The organism is Pseudomonas sp., from assembly GCF_030698175.1.
Classification (GTDB): domain Bacteria; phylum Pseudomonadota; class Gammaproteobacteria; order Pseudomonadales; family Pseudomonadaceae; genus Aquipseudomonas.
On sequence record NZ_JAUYNT010000018.1, the window covers coordinates 1 to 21,786 of the forward strand.

General features: G+C 59.4%; 23 protein-coding genes. 16 read left to right on the forward strand and 7 right to left on the reverse strand.

The window, feature by feature from the left end; genetic code table 11:
* Positions 1 to 158: 158 nt before the first annotated feature.
* On the reverse strand, positions 159 to 536 hold the full coding sequence (locus Q8R10_RS08920) for a hypothetical protein (RefSeq protein WP_305652984.1): 378 nt from the start codon (positions 534 to 536) through the stop codon (positions 159 to 161).
* 405 nt (positions 537 to 941) lie between these two features.
* Here Q8R10_RS08920 and Q8R10_RS08925 point away from each other — a divergent pair, with 405 nt between their 5' ends.
* Together Q8R10_RS08925 and Q8R10_RS08930 are read left to right on the forward strand one after the other, a co-directional pair.
* A complete protein-coding gene (locus Q8R10_RS08925) occupies positions 942 to 2,237 on the forward strand; it encodes a serine/threonine protein kinase (protein WP_305652986.1) in 1,296 nt (431 codons plus the stop codon).
* Positions 2,230 to 3,003 (forward strand): VacJ family lipoprotein, encoded by a 774-nt coding sequence (locus Q8R10_RS08930; protein ID WP_371133306.1) that lies wholly within the window; start codon positions 2,230 to 2,232, stop codon positions 3,001 to 3,003. Before Q8R10_RS08925 ends, Q8R10_RS08930 begins: the two co-directional genes overlap by 8 nt.
* 75 nt (positions 3,004 to 3,078) lie before the next feature.
* Here the strand turns inward: Q8R10_RS08930 and Q8R10_RS08935 are convergent, their stop codons facing one another.
* Complete coding sequence (locus Q8R10_RS08935; protein WP_305652988.1) at positions 3,079 to 4,278, reverse strand: patatin-like phospholipase family protein; 1,200 nt, start codon at positions 4,276 to 4,278, stop codon at positions 3,079 to 3,081.
* A gap of 83 nt (positions 4,279 to 4,361) precedes the next feature.
* Positions 4,362 to 5,297: a lipid A biosynthesis lauroyl acyltransferase gene (locus Q8R10_RS08940; protein WP_305652989.1), complete on the reverse strand. Its 936-nt coding sequence runs from the start codon at positions 5,295 to 5,297 to the stop codon at positions 4,362 to 4,364.
* Positions 5,298 to 5,663: 366 nt separating this feature from the next.
* On the opposite strand from Q8R10_RS08940, the gene minC reads away from it, so the two are divergent.
* The 5 genes from minC to Q8R10_RS08965 all read left to right on the forward strand — a co-directional run bounded on the left by minC (position 5,664) and on the right by Q8R10_RS08965 (position 9,777).
* Entirely contained in the window at positions 5,664 to 6,392 is a 729-nt protein-coding gene (minC, locus tag Q8R10_RS08945) for a septum site-determining protein MinC (RefSeq protein ID WP_305652991.1), read from the forward strand.
* A gap of 143 nt (positions 6,393 to 6,535) precedes the next feature.
* Complete coding sequence (minD, locus tag Q8R10_RS08950; RefSeq protein WP_305652993.1) at positions 6,536 to 7,351, forward strand: septum site-determining protein MinD; 816 nt, start codon at positions 6,536 to 6,538, stop codon at positions 7,349 to 7,351.
* Positions 7,348 to 7,605 carry a cell division topological specificity factor MinE gene (gene minE / locus Q8R10_RS08955; RefSeq protein WP_305652995.1) on the forward strand — a complete coding sequence of 86 codons (258 nt, stop codon included), beginning with the start codon at positions 7,348 to 7,350 and terminating at the stop codon, positions 7,603 to 7,605. Before minD ends, minE begins: the two co-directional genes overlap by 4 nt.
* Positions 7,606 to 7,768: 163 nt before the next feature.
* Positions 7,769 to 8,404, forward strand: coding sequence for an RluA family pseudouridine synthase (locus Q8R10_RS08960; RefSeq protein ID WP_305652997.1), 636 nt, complete (start codon positions 7,769 to 7,771; stop codon positions 8,402 to 8,404).
* 83 nt (positions 8,405 to 8,487) lie between these two features.
* Positions 8,488 to 9,777 carry a M18 family aminopeptidase gene (locus Q8R10_RS08965; RefSeq protein ID WP_305652999.1) on the forward strand — a complete coding sequence of 430 codons (1,290 nt, stop codon included), beginning with the start codon at positions 8,488 to 8,490 and terminating at the stop codon, positions 9,775 to 9,777.
* Positions 9,778 to 9,874: 97 nt separating this feature from the next.
* Here the strand turns inward: Q8R10_RS08965 and Q8R10_RS08970 are convergent, their stop codons facing one another.
* On the reverse strand, positions 9,875 to 10,591 hold the full coding sequence (locus Q8R10_RS08970; protein WP_305653001.1) for a UTRA domain-containing protein: 717 nt from the start codon (positions 10,589 to 10,591) through the stop codon (positions 9,875 to 9,877).
* Between the two features lie 308 nt (positions 10,592 to 10,899).
* On the opposite strand from Q8R10_RS08970, the gene Q8R10_RS08975 reads away from it, so the two are divergent.
* The 7 genes from Q8R10_RS08975 to tsaA all read left to right on the forward strand — a co-directional run bounded on the left by Q8R10_RS08975 (position 10,900) and on the right by tsaA (position 16,861).
* Positions 10,900 to 11,958 carry an ABC transporter substrate-binding protein gene (locus tag Q8R10_RS08975; protein WP_305653002.1) on the forward strand — a complete coding sequence of 353 codons (1,059 nt, stop codon included), beginning with the start codon at positions 10,900 to 10,902 and terminating at the stop codon, positions 11,956 to 11,958.
* Positions 11,959 to 12,017: 59 nt separating this feature from the next.
* A complete protein-coding gene (locus Q8R10_RS08980; protein ID WP_305653003.1) occupies positions 12,018 to 12,824 on the forward strand; it encodes an alkaline phosphatase family protein in 807 nt (268 codons plus the stop codon).
* The gene (locus tag Q8R10_RS08985; RefSeq protein WP_305653004.1) at positions 12,821 to 13,675 is read left to right on the forward strand and encodes an ABC transporter permease subunit; all 855 of its coding nucleotides are present in this window, start codon (positions 12,821 to 12,823) and stop codon (positions 13,673 to 13,675) included. The genes Q8R10_RS08980 and Q8R10_RS08985 overlap by 4 nt, the downstream gene beginning before the upstream one ends.
* A complete protein-coding gene (locus Q8R10_RS08990; RefSeq protein WP_305653005.1) occupies positions 13,662 to 14,459 on the forward strand; it encodes an ABC transporter permease in 798 nt (265 codons plus the stop codon). The genes Q8R10_RS08985 and Q8R10_RS08990 overlap by 14 nt, the downstream gene beginning before the upstream one ends.
* Positions 14,456 to 15,445, forward strand: coding sequence for an ABC transporter ATP-binding protein (locus tag Q8R10_RS08995; protein ID WP_305653006.1), 990 nt, complete (start codon positions 14,456 to 14,458; stop codon positions 15,443 to 15,445). Before Q8R10_RS08990 ends, Q8R10_RS08995 begins: the two co-directional genes overlap by 4 nt.
* Entirely contained in the window at positions 15,445 to 16,098 is a 654-nt protein-coding gene (locus Q8R10_RS09000) for an HAD family phosphatase (protein WP_305653008.1), read from the forward strand. The genes Q8R10_RS08995 and Q8R10_RS09000 overlap by 1 nt, the downstream gene beginning before the upstream one ends.
* A 70-nt stretch (positions 16,099 to 16,168) precedes the next feature.
* Positions 16,169 to 16,861 (forward strand): tRNA (N6-threonylcarbamoyladenosine(37)-N6)-methyltransferase TrmO, encoded by a 693-nt coding sequence (gene tsaA, locus Q8R10_RS09005; protein WP_305653010.1) that lies wholly within the window; start codon positions 16,169 to 16,171, stop codon positions 16,859 to 16,861.
* Between the two features lie 540 nt (positions 16,862 to 17,401).
* Here tsaA and fpr read toward each other — a convergent pair.
* Positions 17,402 to 18,181: a ferredoxin-NADP reductase gene (gene fpr, locus Q8R10_RS09010; protein ID WP_305653011.1), complete on the reverse strand. Its 780-nt coding sequence runs from the start codon at positions 18,179 to 18,181 to the stop codon at positions 17,402 to 17,404.
* A 116-nt stretch (positions 18,182 to 18,297) separates the two neighbouring features.
* Here fpr and Q8R10_RS09015 point away from each other — a divergent pair, with 116 nt between their 5' ends.
* The gene (locus Q8R10_RS09015; protein ID WP_305653012.1) at positions 18,298 to 19,224 is read left to right on the forward strand and encodes a LysR family transcriptional regulator; all 927 of its coding nucleotides are present in this window, start codon (positions 18,298 to 18,300) and stop codon (positions 19,222 to 19,224) included.
* Between the two features lie 147 nt (positions 19,225 to 19,371).
* On the opposite strand, the gene Q8R10_RS09020 is transcribed toward Q8R10_RS09015, so the two are convergent.
* Both Q8R10_RS09020 and erdR read right to left on the reverse strand, forming a co-directional pair.
* Positions 19,372 to 19,737, reverse strand: coding sequence for a diacylglycerol kinase (locus Q8R10_RS09020; protein ID WP_305653014.1), 366 nt, complete (start codon positions 19,735 to 19,737; stop codon positions 19,372 to 19,374).
* Positions 19,738 to 20,011: 274 nt separating this feature from the next.
* A complete protein-coding gene (gene erdR, locus Q8R10_RS09025; protein ID WP_305653016.1) occupies positions 20,012 to 20,674 on the reverse strand; it encodes a response regulator transcription factor ErdR in 663 nt (220 codons plus the stop codon).
* A gap of 129 nt (positions 20,675 to 20,803) precedes the next feature.
* Here erdR and Q8R10_RS09030 point away from each other — a divergent pair, with 129 nt between their 5' ends.
* Positions 20,804 to 21,739, forward strand: coding sequence for a DMT family transporter (locus Q8R10_RS09030; protein WP_305653017.1), 936 nt, complete (start codon positions 20,804 to 20,806; stop codon positions 21,737 to 21,739).
* Positions 21,740 to 21,786 lie beyond the last annotated feature (47 nt).

A 21,786-nucleotide genomic window follows, 5' to 3' on the forward strand; every position in this document is an offset into this window, starting at 1 on the left:
AAGCCTTGTGCGCAGTGATGCGCAAGTATCTGACCGGCGTTTGGGCCTGCATCCAGCAGGGCGAGCGCTTTGATTCCAGCAAACTGTTCAGCAGCATTCACCAAGTGAAAGCTTGACCTCCAACAGAGTATCTACAAAAGCTGCACGCATAACTGCCTTTAAACAGTTGAATGCGGCGCCCGAATCAGCCGCAGCGCGGCAATCACCAAGGCAAACACGGCCAAGCTCGCGGTATAAAGCACCAGGGCCGGCAAGGCCAAAAACAAGCCAATAGCCGCCAAAACCATACCGATTCGAGCGGGGGCAAAGAACCCCAGCACTGCACTCACCAGCGCCGCCCAGGCCAACAGCCGCCAATGAATCATCAGTCCCAAGCCGCTGCGCAGCTGACATTCCCAGCGGCCGGCGGCCTCTGCGGCCTCAGCGCAAATCCCCACCCACTGGCTGTCTTCCATAAAGGCAAAGCGCAAGCCATAACAGGCCGCCAGCCAAAGTGACAACAGCAGCAATAAAAATAATGGCAAACGGCGTGACATAGGACTCTCCAGTAGGCAAAAACGCCGGCCAGCATAACCGCCAACCGTGTCGATGCAAGTAAATGCGCCAGTAAAGCCTGCAGGCCCCGCATGGAGCTGCTATAACGTCGAAAAATATACCCAGCTTGCCAGGCGGTGTGAAAACGTAGCGAGCGAAGGTTAGGCAAGGCAAAAACAGGCGAGGACGCGGAGTTTACGAGTTGTAAATGAGCAGTACTCGCTGCGCTCGCCCTCCGGGCCGCACTGAAGTGCGTTCAGCGGGCAAGCCGCTGTCCGAGCCTGTTTTTAACGCCGCATAACCGAGCGCAGTAGTTTTCACACTGCCTGTAGCGGCCCGTTTTGTGCTTGTGTCGGCGCTAGGCGATGTGAATACTTAGCCACCTCTACCTCTAATGAGATTGCCCCATGCTCCGGCCTCTAAGCCTTGCCGCGCTGCTCGCGGGCCTATCCCTGACTTTGTCAGTGCAGGCCGCCAGCATCGATGCCGCCAGTTACGGTTACCCCATCACCAATGCCTTCGAAGCGACCATTGCCGGCACCCCGCCGGAGCTACGCCCCGCGGTTGCCAACGACGAAGATATCGACCAAGCCGACTACCGGCTCAACCTGCAAGCGGCGCGGGCCGAAAAGATGCCCGATATCTTTTGGAACGTCGAAACCCTGCCTTACCGACTGGCCAAGCAAGAGGGGCCGGCACCGCTGATTTTTATCATTGCCGGCACCGGCGCACAGTTCTCCAGCGGCAAGCCTGAGTTCCTCAAAAAACTCTTCTACGCCGCCGGTTACCATGTGGTGCAACTGTCCTCACCGACCAGTTATGACTTCATCACCGCGGCCTCCCGACGTGCCACACCGGGCATTTCCAGCGATGACGCAGAAGATCTGTACCGGGTGATGGAAGCCATCAAGGCCGCACACAGCGACCTACAAGTCACCAGTTACAACCTGACCGGCTATAGCCTGGGCGCGCTGAATGCGGCGTTTGTCAGCCAGATCGACGACAGCAAGCACAGCTTCAATTTCAAGCGGGTGCTGATGCTTAATCCGCCCGTGGACCTGCTGACCTCGGTCGGCAACCTGGATCGCTTGTCGAGGGTGCAGTTGGACCTGCATGGCAAGCCGCCGTCGTTTGACATGCTGTTTGATCGACTCGCCCATTACTTCAAGGAAAAAGGCCGGATCGAAGTCGATGAAGCGCTGATCTTCGACTTTCAAAACTCCAAGGAGCGCCTGAGCAGCCCGGCGATGGCCTCACTGGTCGGCAGCGCCTTTCGCTTCTCGGTCGCCGACATCGTCTACACCTCAGACCTGATCAATAAACGCGGCCTGATTACCCCGGCAGACATGCAGATCGACTACAGCACTGAGCTGGTGCCCTTCTTCAAGAAGGCCGCCGCCTGTAATTTCCGCTGCTATGCCGAGCAACATTTACTGCCGCTCTGGCAACAACGCAATAACGGCGGCACGCTGGCGCAGCTGGATAAAGAGGTCAGTCTCTATGCGCTGGAAAACTATCTGAAAACCAGCGCAAAAATCTCAGTAATGACCAACGCCGATGACCTGATCCTCGGCCCTGGCGACCTTAGCTTTTTACGCCGTACCTTCGGCGAGCGGCTGACCATCTACCCACTGGGCGGCCATTGCGGCAACCTCGATTACCGCGTCAATACCGACGCCATGCTGGAGTTCTTCCGTGGCTAAGCATTTTTTCCTGAGCGCCCTGCTGCTGGGCAGCAGCTTGGCTAACGCCGCCCAAACCAGCGCACAAGCAAACGACGATGAAGGCTTTACCGCGCCCCTGCAAAGCCTGACGTTTATCCCAGGCTTGGATAACTTTGTCGCTGCCTCGGGCTCGGCCATGGATGTCTATGACCCATTGGAAACCTGGAACCGCGGGGTTTACCAGTTTAACTACCGCCTCGATCAGTGGGTCATGCTGCCAACCGTGCGTGGCTATACCTATGTCACACCTAAGTTTGTGCGCACCGGGGTAAGCAACTTCTTCAGCAACCTGGGCGATCTACCCAGCCTGGGCAACAGCCTGCTGCAATTTAAAGGTGAGCGCGCCATGCGCACCACCGCCCGGCTGATGTTCAACACCATTTTTGGGGTTGCCGGCATCTGGGACCCAGCCACCGCCATGGGCCTGCCAAAAGAGCGCGAAGATTTCGGCCAAACCCTCGGTTACTACGGCGTGCCTGCCGGTGCCTACCTGGTGCTGCCAGTGTACGGGCCGTCAAGCGTGCGAGACACCAGCGGGCTGGTGGTCGACACGCTAGGCGAGCAAAGCGCGAACTTCCTCAATGTCGCCGAAGAGAGCAAGCGACATTTGGAAATCAGCCTGCTGCGCGCCATCGACACGCGCTACACGACGCCCTACCAATATGGCCAGCTGAACACCCCGTTTGAATACTCACGGGTGCGCTACCTCTACACCGAAGTGCGCAAGCTACAGATCGCCGAGTAATCCCCCGCCAATAAAAACGCCGGCCTGATTAGGCTGGCGTTTTTGTGTCCATCACTCACTGCATTCAACCCCACGCTACTCGCTGACCACCAGCGGTGCGGGAGCCAGACTCTCGAGCCCGAGGAAATTCATCAACGCAGTTTTTTGTGCCATCGCATCCTGATACCCCAACTCAATCAGCTCGCTGCAATAGCCCGACTCAAACAACAAATAACTCAGCACCCCTGCACCACTGGCCTTGGTCGCCCCCGGTCCGCGCAAAAATATCCGTAGCGACTTAGGTAATTCATGCCGGTGCCGCGCCGCGATTTGATCCAATGGCTGGCTCGGTGCGATCACCAATACCTCGACCGGTTTCAAACCCAACCCACGCGGATGCAAACCCGAGGGGACCAAGCGACTCATGTGATTGAGCCGTTCCAGCAATTCGATGTCGCCTTCCAAGCTGTCAATAAAGGTGCTGTTCAGAATATGCCCGCTGATTTGCGCCAAACTCGGTGAGCGCGCGATTTTACTGCGCACCACCTCCGGCTGCGGCGCGCCAGACTGCGGATTACCGCTCACCCCCACCACCAACACCCGGGTGGCGCCCAAATGCAACACTGGGCTGATGGGGGCCAATTGGCGCACCGCGCCGTCACCAAAATATTCACGATTGACTTTAACCGGCGGAAAAATCAACGGAATGGCCGTACTGGCCATTAAGTGCTCGAGATTTAAGCGCGTCGGCACCCCAACCCGGCGGTGGCGAAACCAAGGATCGATGGTGGCGCGGCCCTGATAAAAACTCACTGACTGCCCGCTTTCATAGCCAAACGCCGAGACGGCCACCGCCCGCAATTTGCGCCGGGCCACGGCGGCATGAATGCCGGTAAAATCCAGCTCGCGGCCCAGCAACTCACGCAGCGGTGAGTTATCCAGCAGCGCCGCCGGTGCATCGCCGCCCAGACCAAATAGACTGTGGCCGATAAACCGCCCCGCCTGGCGCAGCACCCCTGGCCAGTCCGTGCGATACACCTGATGGCAATGAAAACCTTGCCAAACGGCGGTTAAGCGCCGCACGGCTTCGCTAAAATGCAAGGCCCCACAGGCCAAACCCACCGCATTGATAGCGCCCGCCGAGGTACCCACTATCACCGGAAAGGGATTGCTGGCCGGATCGGGGAGCAAGTCGGCAATCGCCGCCAACACCCCCACTTGATAGGCCGCACGGGCGCCGCCACCGGAAAGAATCAAACCGGTGACCGGCGCTTTGGGGGTAACGGCTTGATTCATGAATGACTCTCAGGGCTTTTTGCTCAGTATAGAAGCCGTCCATCGCCGCGCGCTTGGATAACTGCGAAGCACCGCTATTGCGTCTAACGACGGCGTTTTTTATAGAGTTTCGGCTCGCCAAACGGGCGGGTTTTAAAGCGTCGATGGGCCCACAAGTACTGCTCAGGGCACGCACGCACGGCCTGCTCGATCCACTGATTAATCCGCAGGCAATCAGCCTCTTCACTGACACCCGGAAAATCCTGCAAGGGCGGATGAATCACCAGCTTGTAGCCCGAACCATCGGCCAGACGCTGCTGGGTAAAGGGCACCACCCGCGCCTTGCCCAACCGAGCAAACTTACTGGTGGCCGTGACCGTGGCGGCATTCACCCCAAACAGCGGCAAGAAAATGCTTTGCTTGCGGCCATAGTCTTGGTCTGGCGCATACCAAATCGCCCGCCCGGCCCGCAGCACCTTCAGCATCGAGCGCACATCTTCGCGCTCGATGGCCGTGGCATCCAGATTCTGTCGCTCCCGTCCGCTGCGCTGGACAAAATCGAACAGCGGATTCTTATGCTGGCGGTACATGCCATCAATGGTGTGCAACTGCCCCAACAAATTAGCGCCAATCTCCAGGGTAGTGAAATGCAGCGCCATCAAAATCACCCCCTGCCCCTCGGCGGCGGCTTGCTGTAAATGCTCCAGGCCTTCAACCGTGCCGAGCCTGCGCAAGCGCGGCTTGTACCACCACCAACTCATGGCCATCTCAAAGAACGCGATGCCCATCGAGGCAAAGTTCTCGCGCACCAGGCGCTGCTGCTCCTGCTTGGACAACTGCGGGAAGCACAACTGCAGGTTGCGTTCCACGACCTGCCGGCGCGCCCGCGCAAAGCGATACATTAGCGCCCCCAACAACCGACCCAGCGCCAACAGCCAGGCATAAGGCAATTGCACCAACAACCATAACAACGCCAAACCCAGCCACAGCGGCCAAAAACGCGGATGCAGCAAAGCTCGACTAAAACGAGAGCGTTCCATGAAAAAACCCAAGCCCACAACAAAGTCGCGCATTCTACCTCGGCTTGCGGCTTGCCGACGTTATCGCTATAAGTCCTCGCCTATTTAGTTAGACTAGGGTCTGTTCCCGTTTCACTCGCGGCCGCGCCGGAGCCTGTTTTTGCGCGAGGCAAGGCACGAGGAGCGCGATTTGGTTGTTCCAAATGAGCGACGAGAAACGCCGCCTCGCGCGGGAAATGGCCCCCGCTGTTGTTGCAGGACTTGGCAAGGGAATAACCATTGCCTGCGTCCTGCGCCTAACCGGGGGTCATTTCTCGCGGCAACGCGGCTCGCGATGAAACGGGAGCAGACCCTAATTAGCAGCCCTTCAGCCTTTCTGTGCAGACCATGAGCCAAGCCGACCTCCTCGATCAAGACCCCGTATTTCAGCTCAAAGGCAGCATGCTGGCCATTACCGTGCTGGAGCTGACCCATAACGACCTTGAGCGCCTCGACCGTCAATTGGCCAGCAAGGTCAGCCAGGCGCCGAATTTTTTCAGTAATACGCCACTGGTGCTGGCACTCGACAAGCTGCCCGACGGCGAAGGCGATCTCGATCTCAGCGAGTTGATGACCATCTGTCGCCAACATGGCCTGAGCACCCTGGCCATCCGCGCCAGCCGCGCCGAAGACATCGCCGCCGCGCAAGCCATAGCCCTGCCCGTGCTGCCGCCCTCCGGCGCCCGCGAACGGCCGATTGAACTGGCTGGCGCAAAAGAGCCAGAGAAGCCACCTGAGCCACAATTGCAGCCGAGCAAAATCATCACCACGCCGATTCGCGGCGGCCAACAGGTGTATGCCCAGGGTGGCGATCTGATTGTGCTGGCCCCCGTCAGCGCCGGGGCCGAGCTGCTAGCCGACGGCAATATCCATGTCTACGGCCCGATGCGCGGCCGCGCCTTGGCCGGCATCAAAGGCGACCGCAGCGCACGGATTTTCTGCCAGCAACTTGGCGCCGAATTATTGTCGATTGCCGGCCACTATAAAGTCGCCGAAGACCTGCGTCGCGACCCACTTTGGAGTGAGCCGGTACAGGTCAGCCTGTCGGGTGACGTGTTGAACATCACCCGCCTTTAACGGATACTGCGGCCAATTTTAGAGCCGTATAAAAAACGTTATTCACAGCGTTTTTAAGCGGTTTTCCAGGGACACACGGCAACCACCAAGCCACATTCTGGCTGGCAACGTTACCGTTCAATCGACATTTGGGGTGAAGTACCTTGGCCAAGATCATCGTAGTTACATCCGGCAAGGGTGGCGTGGGCAAAACCACCACCAGCGCCGCCATCGGTACCGGTTTGGCCCTGCGCGGGCACAAAACCGTCATCGTCGACTTCGACGTTGGCCTGCGTAACCTCGACCTGATCATGGGTTGCGAGCGCCGCGTGGTGTATGACTTCGTCAACGTTATCAACGGCGAAGCCACACTGACCCAAGCGCTGATCAAAGATAAGCGTCTGGAAAACCTGTTCGTGCTGGCTGCCAGCCAGACCCGCGACAAAGACGCGCTGACCAAAGAAGGCGTCGGCAAGGTCATCGACGAACTGTCGAAAAATTTCGAATTCGTCATTTGCGACTCACCAGCCGGCATCGAAACCGGTGCCCACCTGGCCATGTACTTCGCCGACGAGGCGATAGTAGTGACCAACCCGGAAGTCTCCTCGGTACGCGACTCGGACCGCATGCTTGGCCTGCTGGCGAGCAAATCGCGGCGCGCCGAGCAAGGCGACACCCCGATCAAAGAGCACCTGCTACTGACCCGCTATAACCCTGAGCGCGTGCTTAAAGGCGAGATGCTTGGCGTCGAAGACGTGGAAGAAATTCTCGCCATTCGTTTGCTCGGCGTAATCCCCGAGTCGCAGGCCGTACTCAAAGCCTCCAACCAAGGCGTACCGGTGATTCTCGACGACCAAAGCGACGCGGGCCAGGCCTACGGCGATGCCGTCGACCGCCTGCTCGGCAAGGAAGTGACCCATCGCTTCGTCGATGTGCAGAAGAAAGGACTCATGCAACGCTTGTTTGGAGTTCGTGAATGAATATTTTTGACTTCTTTCGCGAACGCAAGCCGAAGGAAACCACCGCCTCGCTGGCCAAAGAGCGCTTGTCGATCATCGTTGCCCACGAACGCGGCCAACGCAGCCAGCCGGATTACCTGCCAGCCCTGCAAAAAGAACTGGTTGAGGTGATCCGCAAATACGTCAACATCGATCAGGACCAGGTTCAGGTCGCCCTGGAAAACCAAGGCAGCTGCTCGATTCTTGAGCTGAACATCACCCTGCCTGATCGCTAAGAACAGCCTTTGCAGTGATGCCTGAACAAAATGGCGGCCTTGATGGCCGCCATTTTGTTCCAGCCTCATACACCACCTGTAGGAGCGGATTTATCCGCGAAGCTTTTACAGGCCAAGAGCATCGCGGATAAATCCGCTCCTACCAAAGCCAGCCCAAACGCCCATGCCGCTCACCCAGATTGAAATTCTCCACCAGGACGCCGCCCTGCTGGTCATCAATAAACCAACCTTATTGCTCTCAGTGCCCGGCCGCGCCGATGACAATAAAGATTGCCTAGTGACGCGCCTGCAAGAAAACGGCTATCCCGAGGCACGCATCGTTCATCGACTGGATTGGGAAACCTCCGGCGTTATAGTCCTGGCCCGCGACCCCGACAGCCATCGCGAGTTGTCGCGCCAATTTCACGACCGCGAAACCGAAAAAGCCTACACCGCCTTGTGCTGGGGCGAACCTGCCCAAGACAGCGGCAGCATTGACCTGCCCCTGCGCTACGACCCGCCGACCAAACCACGGCATGTGGTCGATTATGAGTTCGGCAAACACGCCCTGACCCACTGGCAAGTGCTGGAGCGCTGCGGCCATTACAGCCGCGTCGAACTCACGCCCATCACCGGCCGCTCGCACCAACTGCGCGTACACATGCTCTCCATCGGCCACCCACTGCTGGGCGACGGCCTCTACGCTCACCCCGAAGCCCTGGCAGCCTACCCGCGCCTGTGCCTACACGCCCGCATGCTCAGTCTGACCCACCCCACAACGGGCGAACGACTGCGCCTCGAGTGTCCGGCACCGTTTTAGCTAGCGGAAGTGGAGAATGGGGAGTGGGGAGTGGGAAGTACAGCGATGCGGTAAACTGCGGGCATAACAGCCCGGAGTCTCGTATGCGCGATGAGTTGAACCAAGGCCTGATCGATTTCCTCAAGGCCTCACCGACCCCCTTTCATGCCACTGCCAGCCTTGCCCAACGCTTGGAAGCTGCGGGTTATTTGCGCTTGGACGAGCGTCAGAGCTGGGCAATTGAGGCCGGCGGCCGTTACTACGTGACCCGCAATGACTCCTCAATTATTGCCATTCAACTCGGTCTACGCTCGCCCCTTGAGGCTGGCCTGCGTCTGGTTGGCGCCCATACCGACAGCCCGTGTTTGCGGGTTAAACCCAACCCCGAGTTGCAGAGTCAGGGCTTCTGGCAGCTTGGAGTCGAGGTGTATGGCGGCGCGCTGCTGACCCCCTGGTTCGACCGCGACCTGTCGCTGGCCGGGCGGGTGACCTTTCGCCGCGACGGTAAAGTGGAAAGCCAGCTGATCGATTTTCGCAAAGCCATCGCCATCATTCCCAACCTGGCCATTCACCTCAATCGCGAGGCCAATCAGGGCTGGGCGATCAATCCGCAAACCGAGCTGCCGCCGATTCTGGCGCAGATTGCCGGCGATGACGGCGCCGATTTTCGCGCCTTGCTGGCCGAGCAATTGAGCCTTGAGCATGACCTCAACGCCGATGCGGTGCTCGATTACGAACTGAGTTTCTACGATACCCAGAGCGCTGCCGTGATCGGCCTGAACGACGATTTTATTGCCGGCGCCCGCCTGGACAACCTGCTCTCTTGCTTTGCCGGTTTGCAGGCGCTGCTAAATGCCGACAGCGAGCAAAGCTGCGTACTGGTCTGTACCGACCACGAAGAAGTCGGCTCCAGCTCCGCCTGCGGCGCCGACGGCCCGATGCTGGAGCAAGTGCTGCAACGGCTGCTGCCGACCGGTGACGGCTTTGCCCGCTGCCTGCAGAAATCCCTGCTGGTTTCGGCCGATAACGCCCATGCGGTGCACCCCAACTACGCCGATAAGCACGACGCCAACCACGGCCCGAAGCTGAATGCCGGCCCGGTGATCAAGATCAACAGCAACCAGCGTTACGCCACCAACAGCGAAACTGCCGGCTTCTTCCGCCATCTGTGCCTGGAAAACGAGGTGCCGGTGCAGAGTTTCGTCACCCGCAGTGACATGGGTTGCGGCTCGACCATCGGCCCGATCACCGCCAGCCGTTTGGGCGTACCCACCGTCGACATCGGCCTGCCGACTTTCGCCATGCACTCGATCCGCGAACTGGCCGGCAGCCATGACCTGGCCCACCTGGTCAAAGTGCTCAGCGCCTTTTACGCCAGCCCCGAACTGCCATAGCAGCATTCAAGGGCAACTCTTGGCGCAGGCTTCAACGTCAGTGGCGAAGGAAAGATCGATTTGCGGCGGCTTAATCGCCAGCGCTAACAAACCGGAATTACTCCGGCACTTCGACACTGACATGGATGGTGTCGTGGCGCCAAAACTCCAGGTCGCAGTCGATGATCCGGCCGTGCTGGTCACGGTTAACCCGGGTGATGCGCAGCGCCGGGCTGCCGATGGCCAACTTGAGGTTGCTGGCGGCCTCGGATTGCAAGGCTGTCGGCAGAATATCGAAGCGCACCCGACCGTAGTGAATGCCGTACTCACTGGCATACAGGTCGGTCAGCGACAGAGTCAGGTCGAACTCCAGAATCCCCGGGAAATACGCCGGATTCAGATAATGCTCAACGTACAACACCAGGCGCCCATCGATCCGCCGCGCCCGGCGAATCTGGTAAACGCTGGAGAATGCCGGCAACTCCAGCAGCGCGCAGACCTCCACCGACGCCGGCAGCAGCCGCGCGCTCAGCACCTCGGTGGCCGGCAGCCGCTCTTGCTCGCTAACCATCGCATGGAAATGGCTGCGCACCAGCGGGTTATAGGCCAGGCGTGGTGGCGACACGAACCAGCCACGACGCTCCTCCCGGTAGATCAAGCCCTGTGCTTCCAGTTGCCCCAAGGCCTCACGCAAGGTGATACGGGTGGTAGCAAATAATTCGCTGAGCTTGCGTTCGGCGGGCAACTTGCCGCCCTTTGGCAGCAAGCCATGCTCAATTTGCTCCTGCAGAGATCGGCAGATGGCGGTAACGGTTCGCGGCGCATCTTCGCGCATCAACATGACTCCATTCTGGAATAGACCAGCAGCTAAAAATGCCTAATCAACGGCTAATGTGACTATCTTATGCAGGGTAAATGACTGATAGATGACATAAATCATAATTAGCCTAGGCTAGGCCAGCACTGCCCTGAGTCTTCTCGCCAGTCTGGATAAATCTATCACTCAGACGCCACGGCCGGCCGCGGAAGTCGTTCAGCAAGGACGACAAACCGCCGGCTGAAATAATAGCGTCATCTGAAACGCTTAAATTGGCCCATGTATTGCTGATCTAGACCAATCACCCAACCGCAAAGGAGCTTCACATGAAACGCTTGCTACTGGCGTCACTGATGGGAACCGCCATTAGCCTGGCCACTCAGGCCATGGCTAATGATGTGGATATCAAGAGTCTCGAACAAGCGGCGCGCGGCGAAGGCGCGGTCAACAGTGTCGGCATGCCCGACAGCTGGGCCAACTGGAAGGATACCTGGGGCGATTTGGACAAGCTCTACGGCCTCAAACACATGGACACCGACATGAGCTCGGCCCAGGAAATCGCCAAGTTCGCCGCCGAAAAAGACAACGCCAGCGCCGACATCGGTGATGTCGGCGCAGCCTTTGGCCCGATTGCGGTGCAACAAGGCGTGACCCAAGCCTTTAAACCGAGCACCTGGGAGCAGATCCCGGCCTGGGCCAAGGACCCCGATGGCAACTGGATGCTGGCCTACACCGGCTCAATCGCCTTTATCGTCAACAAGCAACTGGTCAAAGACGTGCCGCATTCCTGGGCCGACCTGAAAAAAGGCAAATACAAGGTTGCGATCGGCGACGTCAGCGCCGCGGCGCAAGCGGTAAATGGCGTGCTGGCGGCGGCGATTGCCAACGGTGGCAGCGAGACCAATATTCAACCGGGCCTCGACCTGTTCGCCGAACTGGCCGAGCAAGGCCGCCTGGGCCTGTCTAACCCGACCATCCAGACCCTGGAGAAGGGTGAAGTCGAAGTCGGCATCGTCTGGGACTTCAACGGCCTGAGCTACCGCGACCAGATCGACCCAAGCCGCTTCGAAGTGCTGATTCCATCCGACGGCTCGGTGATTTCCGGCTACACCACCATCATCAACAAATACGCCAAGAACCCCAACGCCGCCAAGTTGGCACGGGAATACATCCTCAGCGACGCCGGCCAGATCAACCTGGCCAAAGGCAATGCCCGGCCGATCCGCGCCGAACACCTGACCCTGCCGGCCGAGGTGCAAGCCAAGTTGCTGCCTAACTCACAGTACGCCAAGGTGCAGCCGATCAAGGACCCCAAGGCCTGGGAAGTCACCGCCAAGGCCTTGCCGCAACTGTGGCAAGAGCACGTCATTATCAATATGCAATAAGCGATCGTAGGATGGGTTGAGCGCAGCGATACCCATCCTACGCATCCATCGAGAAGTCCATGAATCACAACGTCATCCTGGTTATTTTGGATGGCCTGAATTTTCAGGTCGCCCGCCACACCCTGGGCCACCTGCAGGCGTACTGCGCGGCTGGCCGGGCCACCCTGTATCAGTTGCAATGTGAGCTGCCATCGCTGTCGAGGCCGCTGTACGAGTGCATCCTCACCGGCGTAGCGCCAATCGACAGCGGCATCGTGCATAACGATGTGGTGCGCCTGTCCAATCAGCAGAGCATCTTCCATTACGCCCGAAGCGCCGGCCTGACTACCGCGGCGGCGGCCTATCACTGGATCAGCGAGCTGTATAACCGCGCGCCCTTTATCGCCGCCCGCGACCGCCACAGCGACACACCCGAGCTGCCGATCCAGCACGGCCACTTTTACTACGCCGACCACTACCCGGATTCCCACCTGTTCGCCGACGCGGAACACCTGCGCCTGCGCCACAGCCCGAATTTTCTGCTGGTGCATCCAATGAACATCGACGACGCCGGGCATAAATTCGGCCTCGATTCGCCGCAATACCGCAACAGCGCACGCAAGGCCGATTTATTGCTGGCCGAGTACCTGCAGCGCTGGCTGGATGCCGGTTACCAAGTACTGGTGACCGCCGACCACGGCATGAACAACGACCGCTCTCACAGCGGTCTGTTGCCCGAAGAGCGCGAAGTACCGCTGTTCGTGCTGGGCGACGCATTCAGCCACGCTGCCTGCGCCCAGCCCAAACAAACCGAGTTGTGCGGCACCCTCTGCACGCTGCTCGGCGCGGCCCACGACAAACCCCTGTGCAAGGATCTGCTTAAGTGAGTGCCCCACCCTCTGCCGGCAAACGCGGCCGCTGGCTGGCACTGCTGTGTCTGCTGCCCTTCGCGCTGTTTTTTTTGCTGTTTCAGATCGCACCGCTGGTCTGGGTCGCCGTCCACAGCCTGATCAGTGGCGATAGCTGGAGCCTGGCGAACTTTCAGAAAATCTTCGCCTCGCGCTTCTACCTGCAGGCCATCCAGCACAGCCTGCAGATCGCCTTCTGGTCGAGTCTGATCGGCATGTTCTTCGCCATTCTCGGCAGCTATTCGTTGCGCCAGGTCGACTCGAAACTGCGCGACTTCGTCATGGCCTTCTCCAACATGACCAGCAACTTCGCCGGTGTGCCGCTGGCCTTCGCCTTTATCATCCTGCTCGGTTTCAACGGCACCTTGACCCTGTTGCTCAAGCAGTCCGGGGTAATCAGCGACTTCAACCTCTACTCCAAGACCGGCCTGATCGTGCTCTACAGCTACTTTCAGATCCCTCTCGGCGTACTGCTGCTCTACCCGGCCTTCGACGCCCTGCGCGCCGACTGGCGCGAATCCGCCGCCCTGCTCGGCGCCAGCCCCTGGCAGTTCTGGCGGCATATCGGCCTGCCGGTGCTGGCGCCTGCGCTGCTCGGCACCTTCGTGATTTTGCTGGCCAACGCCCTCGGCGCTTACGCCACGGTGTATGCCCTGACCACCGGCAACTTCAACGTGCTGCCGATCCGCATCGCGGCCATGGTCGCCGGCGACATCACCCTCGACCCGAACATGGGCAGCGCCCTGGCCATGGTACTGGTGGGCCTGATGCTGGTGATCACCGCCGCCCAGCAGTGGCTATTGAAGAGGAGCTACCATGTCGCGCACTGATGCCCAACCGGCCGCCCTCTATCACCGCTTGGTGGTCTGGCTGCTGTTCTTGATTTTGCTGCTGCCGCTGGCCGGCACCCTGCTCTATTCGCTGTCGACCAGCTGGTCGGCGACTGTTCTGCCGGACGGCCTGACCTTTAAGTGGTACCTGGCACTGTGGAGCGATAGCCGTTTTCTCGCCGCTTTCGGCCGTTCGCTGCTGATCTGCTGCGCCGCCTTATTGCTAGCGGTAGTGCTGATTCTGCCGCTGCTGTTTGTGGTGCATTACTACTTCCCGAAACTCGACCGACTGATGAACATGCTGATTTTGCTGCCCTTCGCCGTGCCGCCGGTGGTGTCCTCGGTGGGGCTGTTGCAGGTGTATGGCTCGGGGCCGCTGGCGATGGTTGGCACGCCGTGGATTCTGATCGGCTGCTACTTCACCGTGGCGCTGCCCTTTATGTACCGGGCGATCACCAACAACCTGCAGGCGATCAACCTGCCGGACTTGATGGACGCCGCCCACCTGCTGGGCGCCAGCACCTGGCAAGCCGCATGGTTAGTGGTGTTGCCGAATTTGCGCAAGGGCCTGATGGTCTCGCTGTTTCTGTCGTTTTCCTTCCTGTTCGGCGAGTTCGTGTTCGCCAACCTGCTGGTCGGCACCCGCTACGAGACCCTGCAGGTGTACCTGAACAACATGCGCAACAGCAGCGGCCACTTCAACAGCGCCCTGGTGATTTCCTATTTCTTCTTCGTGCTGCTGTTTACCTGGGCCGCCAACCGTTTGAACAAGGACAAGTCATGAGTTTTCTAAGCATTCGCGGGCTGCACAAGCAGTACGCCGCGACGCCGATTTTTACCGACATCAACTGCGAGATCGCCCAGGGCGAGTTTGTCACCCTGCTCGGCCCCTCCGGTTGCGGCAAGTCCACCTTGCTGCGCTGCATCGCCGGCTTAACTGAGGTCAGTGGCGGGCAGATCATCCTCAACGGCCAGGACCTGGTGCCGCTCAGCCCGCAGCAGCGCGGCATCGGCATGGTGTTTCAGAGTTACGCGCTGTTCCCCAATATGACGGTGGCGCAGAACGTGGCCTTCGGTCTGCGCATGCAAAAAATCCCTAAGGACGAAACGGCCCAGCGGGTCGACGACGCCCTGGCCATGGTCGAACTCGGCGCTTTTGCCAGCCGCTACCCGCATCAATTGTCTGGTGGCCAGTGCCAACGGGTGGCCCTGGCCCGCTCGCTGATCACCCGCCCGCGCCTGCTACTGCTCGATGAGCCGCTGTCGGCGCTGGATGCGCGGATTCGCAAACACCTGCGCGAACAGATCCGCAGCATCCAGCGCGAGCTGGGATTGACCACCATTTTCGTCACCCACGACCAGGAAGAAGCGCTGGTGATGTCCGACCGGATCTTCCTGATGAACGTCGGCAAAATCGTCCAGAGCGGCGCCGCCGAAACCCTCTACACCGCCCCCGTCGATGCCTTCGCCGCCGGCTTTATCGGCAACTACAACCTGCTGGACGCAGACGCCGCCAGCCGTTTGTTGCTACGGCCAATCAACAGCCGGGTAGCAATTCGCCCCGAATCGATCCAGCTCGGCCAGACGGGCGCCATCGAGGCGCAGATTCGCAGCCACAGCCTGCTCGGCAATGTGATCCGCTACCGGGTGGAAGCGCGCGGCGTAGAGCTGCTGATCGACGTACTCAACCGTTCGGCCGCCGATCTTTACGCCAATGGCCAGCAGCTCAGCCTGACCATTTCCGCCGATGCAATCCGGGAGGTGGCGTGATGACCCTGGCAATTTTTGATCTCGACGAAACCCTGATCGACGGCGACTGTGCAAGCCTGTGGAGCGCCTATATGGCCAAGCTCGGCTGGGTCGATGGCGAGTCTTTTCTTAAGCGCGACACTGAACTGATGGCGCTGTACTCCGAAGGTTTGCTGGCCATGGAGGACTACATGGCCTTCAGCCTGTCGCCGCTGGTGGGGCGCACCGCTGAGGAAGTCGCCCATGTGGTTGAGCCCTTTGTCGAAGACATTATCGAGCCGTTAATCTACAGCGACGCCTGTAAAACCCTGGCCCAACACCGCGCCGCCGGTGACCGGCTGCTGGTTATTTCCGCCTCTGGGGTGCACCTGGTGGCGCCGATTGCCGAGCGCCTGGGCGTCAAAGAAGTGCTGGCCATCGAGCTGGAAGAACAGCACGGCTGCTACAGCGGCAACACCCAAGGCATCCTCACCTACCGCGACGGCAAGGTAAAACGCCTGCAGGCCTGGCTCGTTGAACAGGGCGAAAGCCTTGACGGCGCCTACTTCTACTCGGACTCGCGCAACGACCTGCCGCTGCTGTCGCAGGTTGACCAGCCACGGGTGGTCAACCCCGATGCAGCCCTAAAAGCCCATGCCGAGCAGGCGGGCTGGCCGATACTGAGCTGGCGCTAAACAGGCCGATTAGCCGCACTGCGACAGCAATCGGTTAGCATGGCGGGGTCTACTTTGTTTTGGCCCCCCTATGTCTTACGCCGTTTCGCCGGTCGGCTTTGTCCGCAGCTGCTTCAAAGAAAAATTCGCCATTCCGCGCCAGCCGCAATTGGCCCCGGCGGCCCGCGGCGTGCTGGAACTGCTCGCGCCCTTCGATCAGCCGCACGCCATTGAGGGCTTGGAACAGGTCAGCCATGTCTGGTTGCTGTTTCTATTCCATGCGGCGCTAGAAGCTCAGCCACGCTTGCGAGTAAGGCCGCCACGTCTGGGCGGCAATCAATCGCTGGGGGTATTTGCCACCCGCTCGACCCACAGGCCCAATGGCATCGGCCAGTCGGTGGTCAAGCTGGACAAGGTCGAGCCGGGACGCCTGTATTTGTCGGGGATTGATTTACTGGATGGCACCCCGGTGCTGGATATCAAACCCTATGTGCCCTACGCCGATTGCTTGCCCAGCGCCGTTAACCAGATCGCCGCCACGCCGCCCGAGCTGATTGCCGTGGATTGGAGCGCTGCGGCCTTAAGCGCCGCCCAACAACACGGGTTGCGCCTGCAAGAGCCGCTGGTGGCGCTGATAGAGCAATGCCTGGCCCAAGACCCGCGCCCGGCCTACCAGCAGCCAACTGCGGAGCGGCGTTATGGCACCCGCCTGTGGGATCTCCAGGTGCGCTGGCACTACCCCGAGCCGACGCGCATCTGCGTGCTGGAAGTGGTAGCGGAATAAGCGCAGGCCATAAACAAGGCTATGTCCCCGTTATGTGTTGCAAAGAACCCTTTCGAGAGAGGGAATTAGCCTTGATACCTGTGCCGTCTGCACCGGCCAATCGCGGATAAATCCGCTCCTACAGGGTTGGCCAGCCGATGAAATTATTACAGGTGCCGGGCTTGTGTAGGAGCGGATTTATCCACGAAGCAAGCGTGAGTACGCTGACCATCCTGCAGGGCCACAAGCGTTCTTTATCCCAAATTCATCTGGGTCGAAAACCAGGGGCTACGGGACTTGCGCTTTGCAACACATAACTGGGAAATAGCCATAAACAAGGGCTATGTCCCAGCTATGTGTTGCAGGCGGCTTTTGGTCGGATGGGTTGAGCTTAGCGATACCCATCGGTTGCCCGCGATGGGTATCGCCGCTACGCGGCTAACCCATCCTACAAATGCCAGACCTTAAGCAGTTAACCACCGGCGGGGATCAACACATAACGGGTACATGCCCATAAACAACTAACCCGCCATCGGCGGGTTGGTTGTTTATGCGAACAGCTTACTTCTCGACGAAGGCCCGTTCGATCAAGTAGTCGCCCGGATCTCCCATGCGCGCCGAAATCTTCAGGCCAAAGGCGTCCAGCACTGCGCTGGTCTCGTCGAGCATGCTTGGGCTGCCGCAGATCATCGCGCGGTCGTCCTGCGGGTTGATCGGTGGCAGGCCGATGTCAGTGAACAACTTGCCACTGCGCATCAAATCGGTCAGGCGACCCATGTTTTCAAACTCTTCACGGGTCACGGTGGGGTAATAGATCAGCTTTTCTTTCAGCGCATCGCCAAAGAACTCGTTCTTCGGCAAGTGCTCGGTGATGAACTCGCGGTAAGCCACTTCGTTCACGTAGCGCACGCCGTGAATCAAGATTACTTTTTCGAAACGCTCGTAGGTTTCTGGGTCTTGGATCACGCTCATAAAAGGTGCCAAGCCAGTACCGGTGCTGAGCAGGTACAGGTGCTTGCCCGGCAGCAAATCGTCAAGCACCAGGGTGCCGGTCGGTTTGCGGCTAACCATCACTTCGTCGCCGGGCTTTAAGTGCTGCAGCTGCGAAGTCAGCGGGCCGTTCTGCACCTTGATGCTGAAGAACTCCAGGTGCTCTTCATAGTTAGGGCTGGCGATGGAGTAGGCACGCATCAGCGGCCGCCCGGTTTCCTGCTGCAGGCCGATCATCACGAACTGACCGTTCTCGAAACGCAGACCAGGGTCACGGGTGGTTTTGAAGCTGAACAGGGTGTCATTCCAGTGATGCACACTGAGTACACGCTCGACGTTCAGGTTGCTCATGCAGCTCTCCTCAATCAATTGCCTGTGCCAGACAGGCACCATTGCGCGCTATTCTACGAGCAGCGACAATATCTGTTAAATGAATTATCAAGATATGGAATATCGGTTATATCGATATGCATTTTACCCTCAGACAACTCCAAGTATTCGTCGCCGCCGCCCAGCAGCAAAGCGTTAGCCGTGCGGCCGAATCCTTAGCACTTTCGCAGTCGGCGGCCAGCAGTTCGCTCAGCGAGTTAGAGCGCCAATCCGGCTGCCAACTGTTTGATCGCGCCGGTAAACGCTTAACCCTGAATTCCCTCGGCCATCAGTTGCTGCCACAAGCGGTGGCGCTGCTCGATCAAGCCAAGGCCGTGGAAGACCTGCTCAATGGCAAGAGCGGCTTCGGCTCCCTGGCGGTCGGCGCCACCCTGACGGTGGGTAATTACCTGGCCACCCTGCTGATTGGCCGTTTTATGCAGCGCCACCCGGAATGCCGGGTGACGCTGCACGTGCAAAACACTCAGCATATAGTGCAACAAGTGGCGCACTACGAAATTGATCTGGGTCTAATCGAAGGTGAATGCCAACACCCGGACATCACGGTCCAGCCCTGGGTTGAAGACCAGCTGGTGGTGTTTTGCGCACCCCAGCATCCGCTGGCCAAATGCGGCGAAGCCAGCATGGCGCAATTGGCGCAGGAAGCCTGGATCATGCGCGAACGCGGCTCGGGCACCCGCCTGACCTTCGACCAAGCCATGCGTCATCACCCGCAAGCGCTGAACATTCGCTTGGAGTTGGAGCACACCGAGGCGATCAAACGCGCCGTCGAGTCGGGCCTGGGCATTGGCTGCATCTCGCGCCTGGCGCTGCAAGACGCCTTTCGGCGTGGCAGCTTGGTGGCGCTGGAAACCCCAGAGTTGGACCTGACCCGGCAGTTTTACTTCATCTGGCACCAGCAAAAATACCAAAGCACCGCGATGCGCGAGTTTGTTCAGCAATGCCAGGCGCTGACGGCCGGGGTCAGCCGCAGCGATGAGATTGTCTTGGCTTCGATCGTTTAGCAGGCCGCTGAAAAACTACTGCGCTAGGCTATGCAGCGTTGAAATCGGCCTAAAAATGCTCATTTACAGCATGTAAACTGCGCTTTTTCGGCCGATTTCGCCTTGCCTAGCCGTCGCTCGCTACGTTTTTCAACGGCCTGCGGCAAATTACGGTAGCAGGATCACTGCCCACACACAGGCAATCAGGCTGAGGGCGACAAACTGCGCGGCGCTGCCCATGTCTTTGGCGTCTTTGGACAGTGGGTGCAGGTCCAGCGAGATACGGTCAATCGCCGCTTCAATCGCCGAGTTGAGCAATTCAACAATCAGCGCCAGCAAGCACACGGCAATCATCAGCGCTCGTTCGCCCCGGCTGACCGAGAAGAAAAACGTCAGGGGGATCAGCACCACATTCAGCAACACCAACTGGCGGAACGCCGCCTCACCGGTGAAGGCGGCACGCAAGCCGGCCATCGAATAACCGCCGGCATTGAGAATCCGCTTCAGACCGGTCTGACCTTTAAATGGCGACATAGTAAAAATAACCAAAAGTTGAGAGGCCGGCAGACTACCGGAAAAAGGCTCAAAAAAGCGTGAAAACCGCCGTCTTAACAGGCCGTTGAAAAATGTAGCGAGCGACGGCTAGGCAAGGCGAAATCAGCCGAAAAAGCGCAGTGTACGAGCTGTACATGAGCATTTGATTCGCTTTGCTCACCCCTCCGGGGCCGCGCTAAAGCGCGTTCAGCCTGTGGCTGTGAGGCTGATTTCAACGCTGCATAGCCGAGCGCAGTAGTTTTTCAACAGCCTGTTAAAGCACCGCAGGGCTGGCAGGTATGGCCTCCAACTGTTGCAACAACAGCGCCGCCTGGGTTCGGGTGCGCACCCCAAGCTTGCGAAACATCGCCGTCACGTGGGCTTTAACCGTCGCCTCGGAAACCCCCAACTGGTAGGCGATCTGCTTATTCAGCAAGCCGTCACAGACCATGGTCAGCACCCGAAACTGCTGCGGCGTCAAACTGGCCAAACCGGCACTGGCAGCCTTCGCCTCGGCCGACAAACTGGCGGCGGCTGAGCTTTGCGCCGGCCACCAGGTATCACCGGCCAGCACCGCATTCACGCCCTGCTGGATGCTTGGCAAGCTGCTGGATTTTGGGATAAAACCACTGGCGCCAAATTCCCGCGCGCGCACCACCACTGCCGCGTCTTCCTGCGCCGACACCATCAATACCGGAATCTGCGGATACTGCCCACGCAGCAACACCAAGCCAGAGAAGCCATAGGCGCCGGGCATATTCAGGTCGAGCAGCACCAGATCCCAATCGGTCTTCTGCGCCAAGCACGCCTCTAATTCGGCGATGCTGGCCGCCTCGACCAAACGCACATCCGGCCCCAAGCCCAGACTCAGGGCTTGCTGCAGGGCGCTGCGAAACAGCGGGTGATCGTCAACGATCAAAATTTCATAAGCGGCCACGGGCATTCCTATTATTTTTGTTAGGCAGTTGTCAGCCAAAAAGCGCTCGCCAGCATGCCGAGCACTGTCGGGGTGGTCAAGTATTCAACTTTAAGGCACAGTCGCAACCTTTGCCCACTGAGTTCTACCATGCCTAACCAAGCCCTGCGTGCCGACCTGTTGATGCTGCTCACCGCCATCATCTGGGGCTCGGCCTTTATCGCCCAACGTCTGGGCATGGACCATATCGGCCCCTTCCTTTACACCGGCCTGCGCTTTGCCCTGGCCGCCCTGGTGCTCTTGCCTTGGGTGCTGCGCCGCCCGAGCGCCGAGCAACCAGCCGCCGAACCCTGGCTCTATCGCGGACTGCTGATCGGTGGTGGCCTGATGGGGCTGGTACTGGCCCTCGGCATCAACCTGCAACAGGTCGGTTTGCTGTTCACCAGCGTCACCAATGCAGGCTTCATCACCGGGCTGTACGTGATTATCGTGCCGCTGATTGGCCTGTTCCTCGGCCATAAAACCGGCCTCGGCTGCTGGCTCGGCGCGAGCCTGGCGGTGGTCGGGATGTTTCTGCTGTGCGTGGGCGACAATTTTCAGGTGGCGTCCGGCGACTGGCTGCAACTGGCCGGCGCCTTCGTCTGGGCGACCCATGTGCTGGTGGTCGGAGTGTTCGCCAAACGCCACGATCCGCTGCGCCTGGCCTTTTTGCAGTTTGCCGTCTGCGCGGTGATTAGCCTGGCCTTGGCCTTGGTGTTTGAACCCATAGTGCTGGCTGCCATTATCGAAGCTGGCCCGGCGATCTTCTACGGCGGCGCCATCGCCGGCGGCATCGGTTACACCCTGCAAGTGGTGGCGCAAAAACACGCCATCGCCTCCCACGCGGCAATCATCTTCTCTCTGGAAGCGGTATTCGCCGCCCTGGCCGGCAGCCTGTTTCTGGATGAAACCCTGCAACTGCGCGGCTATATCGGCTGCACGCTGATGTTTATCGGCATGCTGATTGCCCAGTTGTGGCCAAGGAAAGCTGAGGCAGTAGCGCCTGACGCAGAAATTACTGCCCCCGCCCGATCAACACAGGCATGACCGAAACTGATTAATTACCGACAAGAAGCAGCCCCGATTATCGTTAT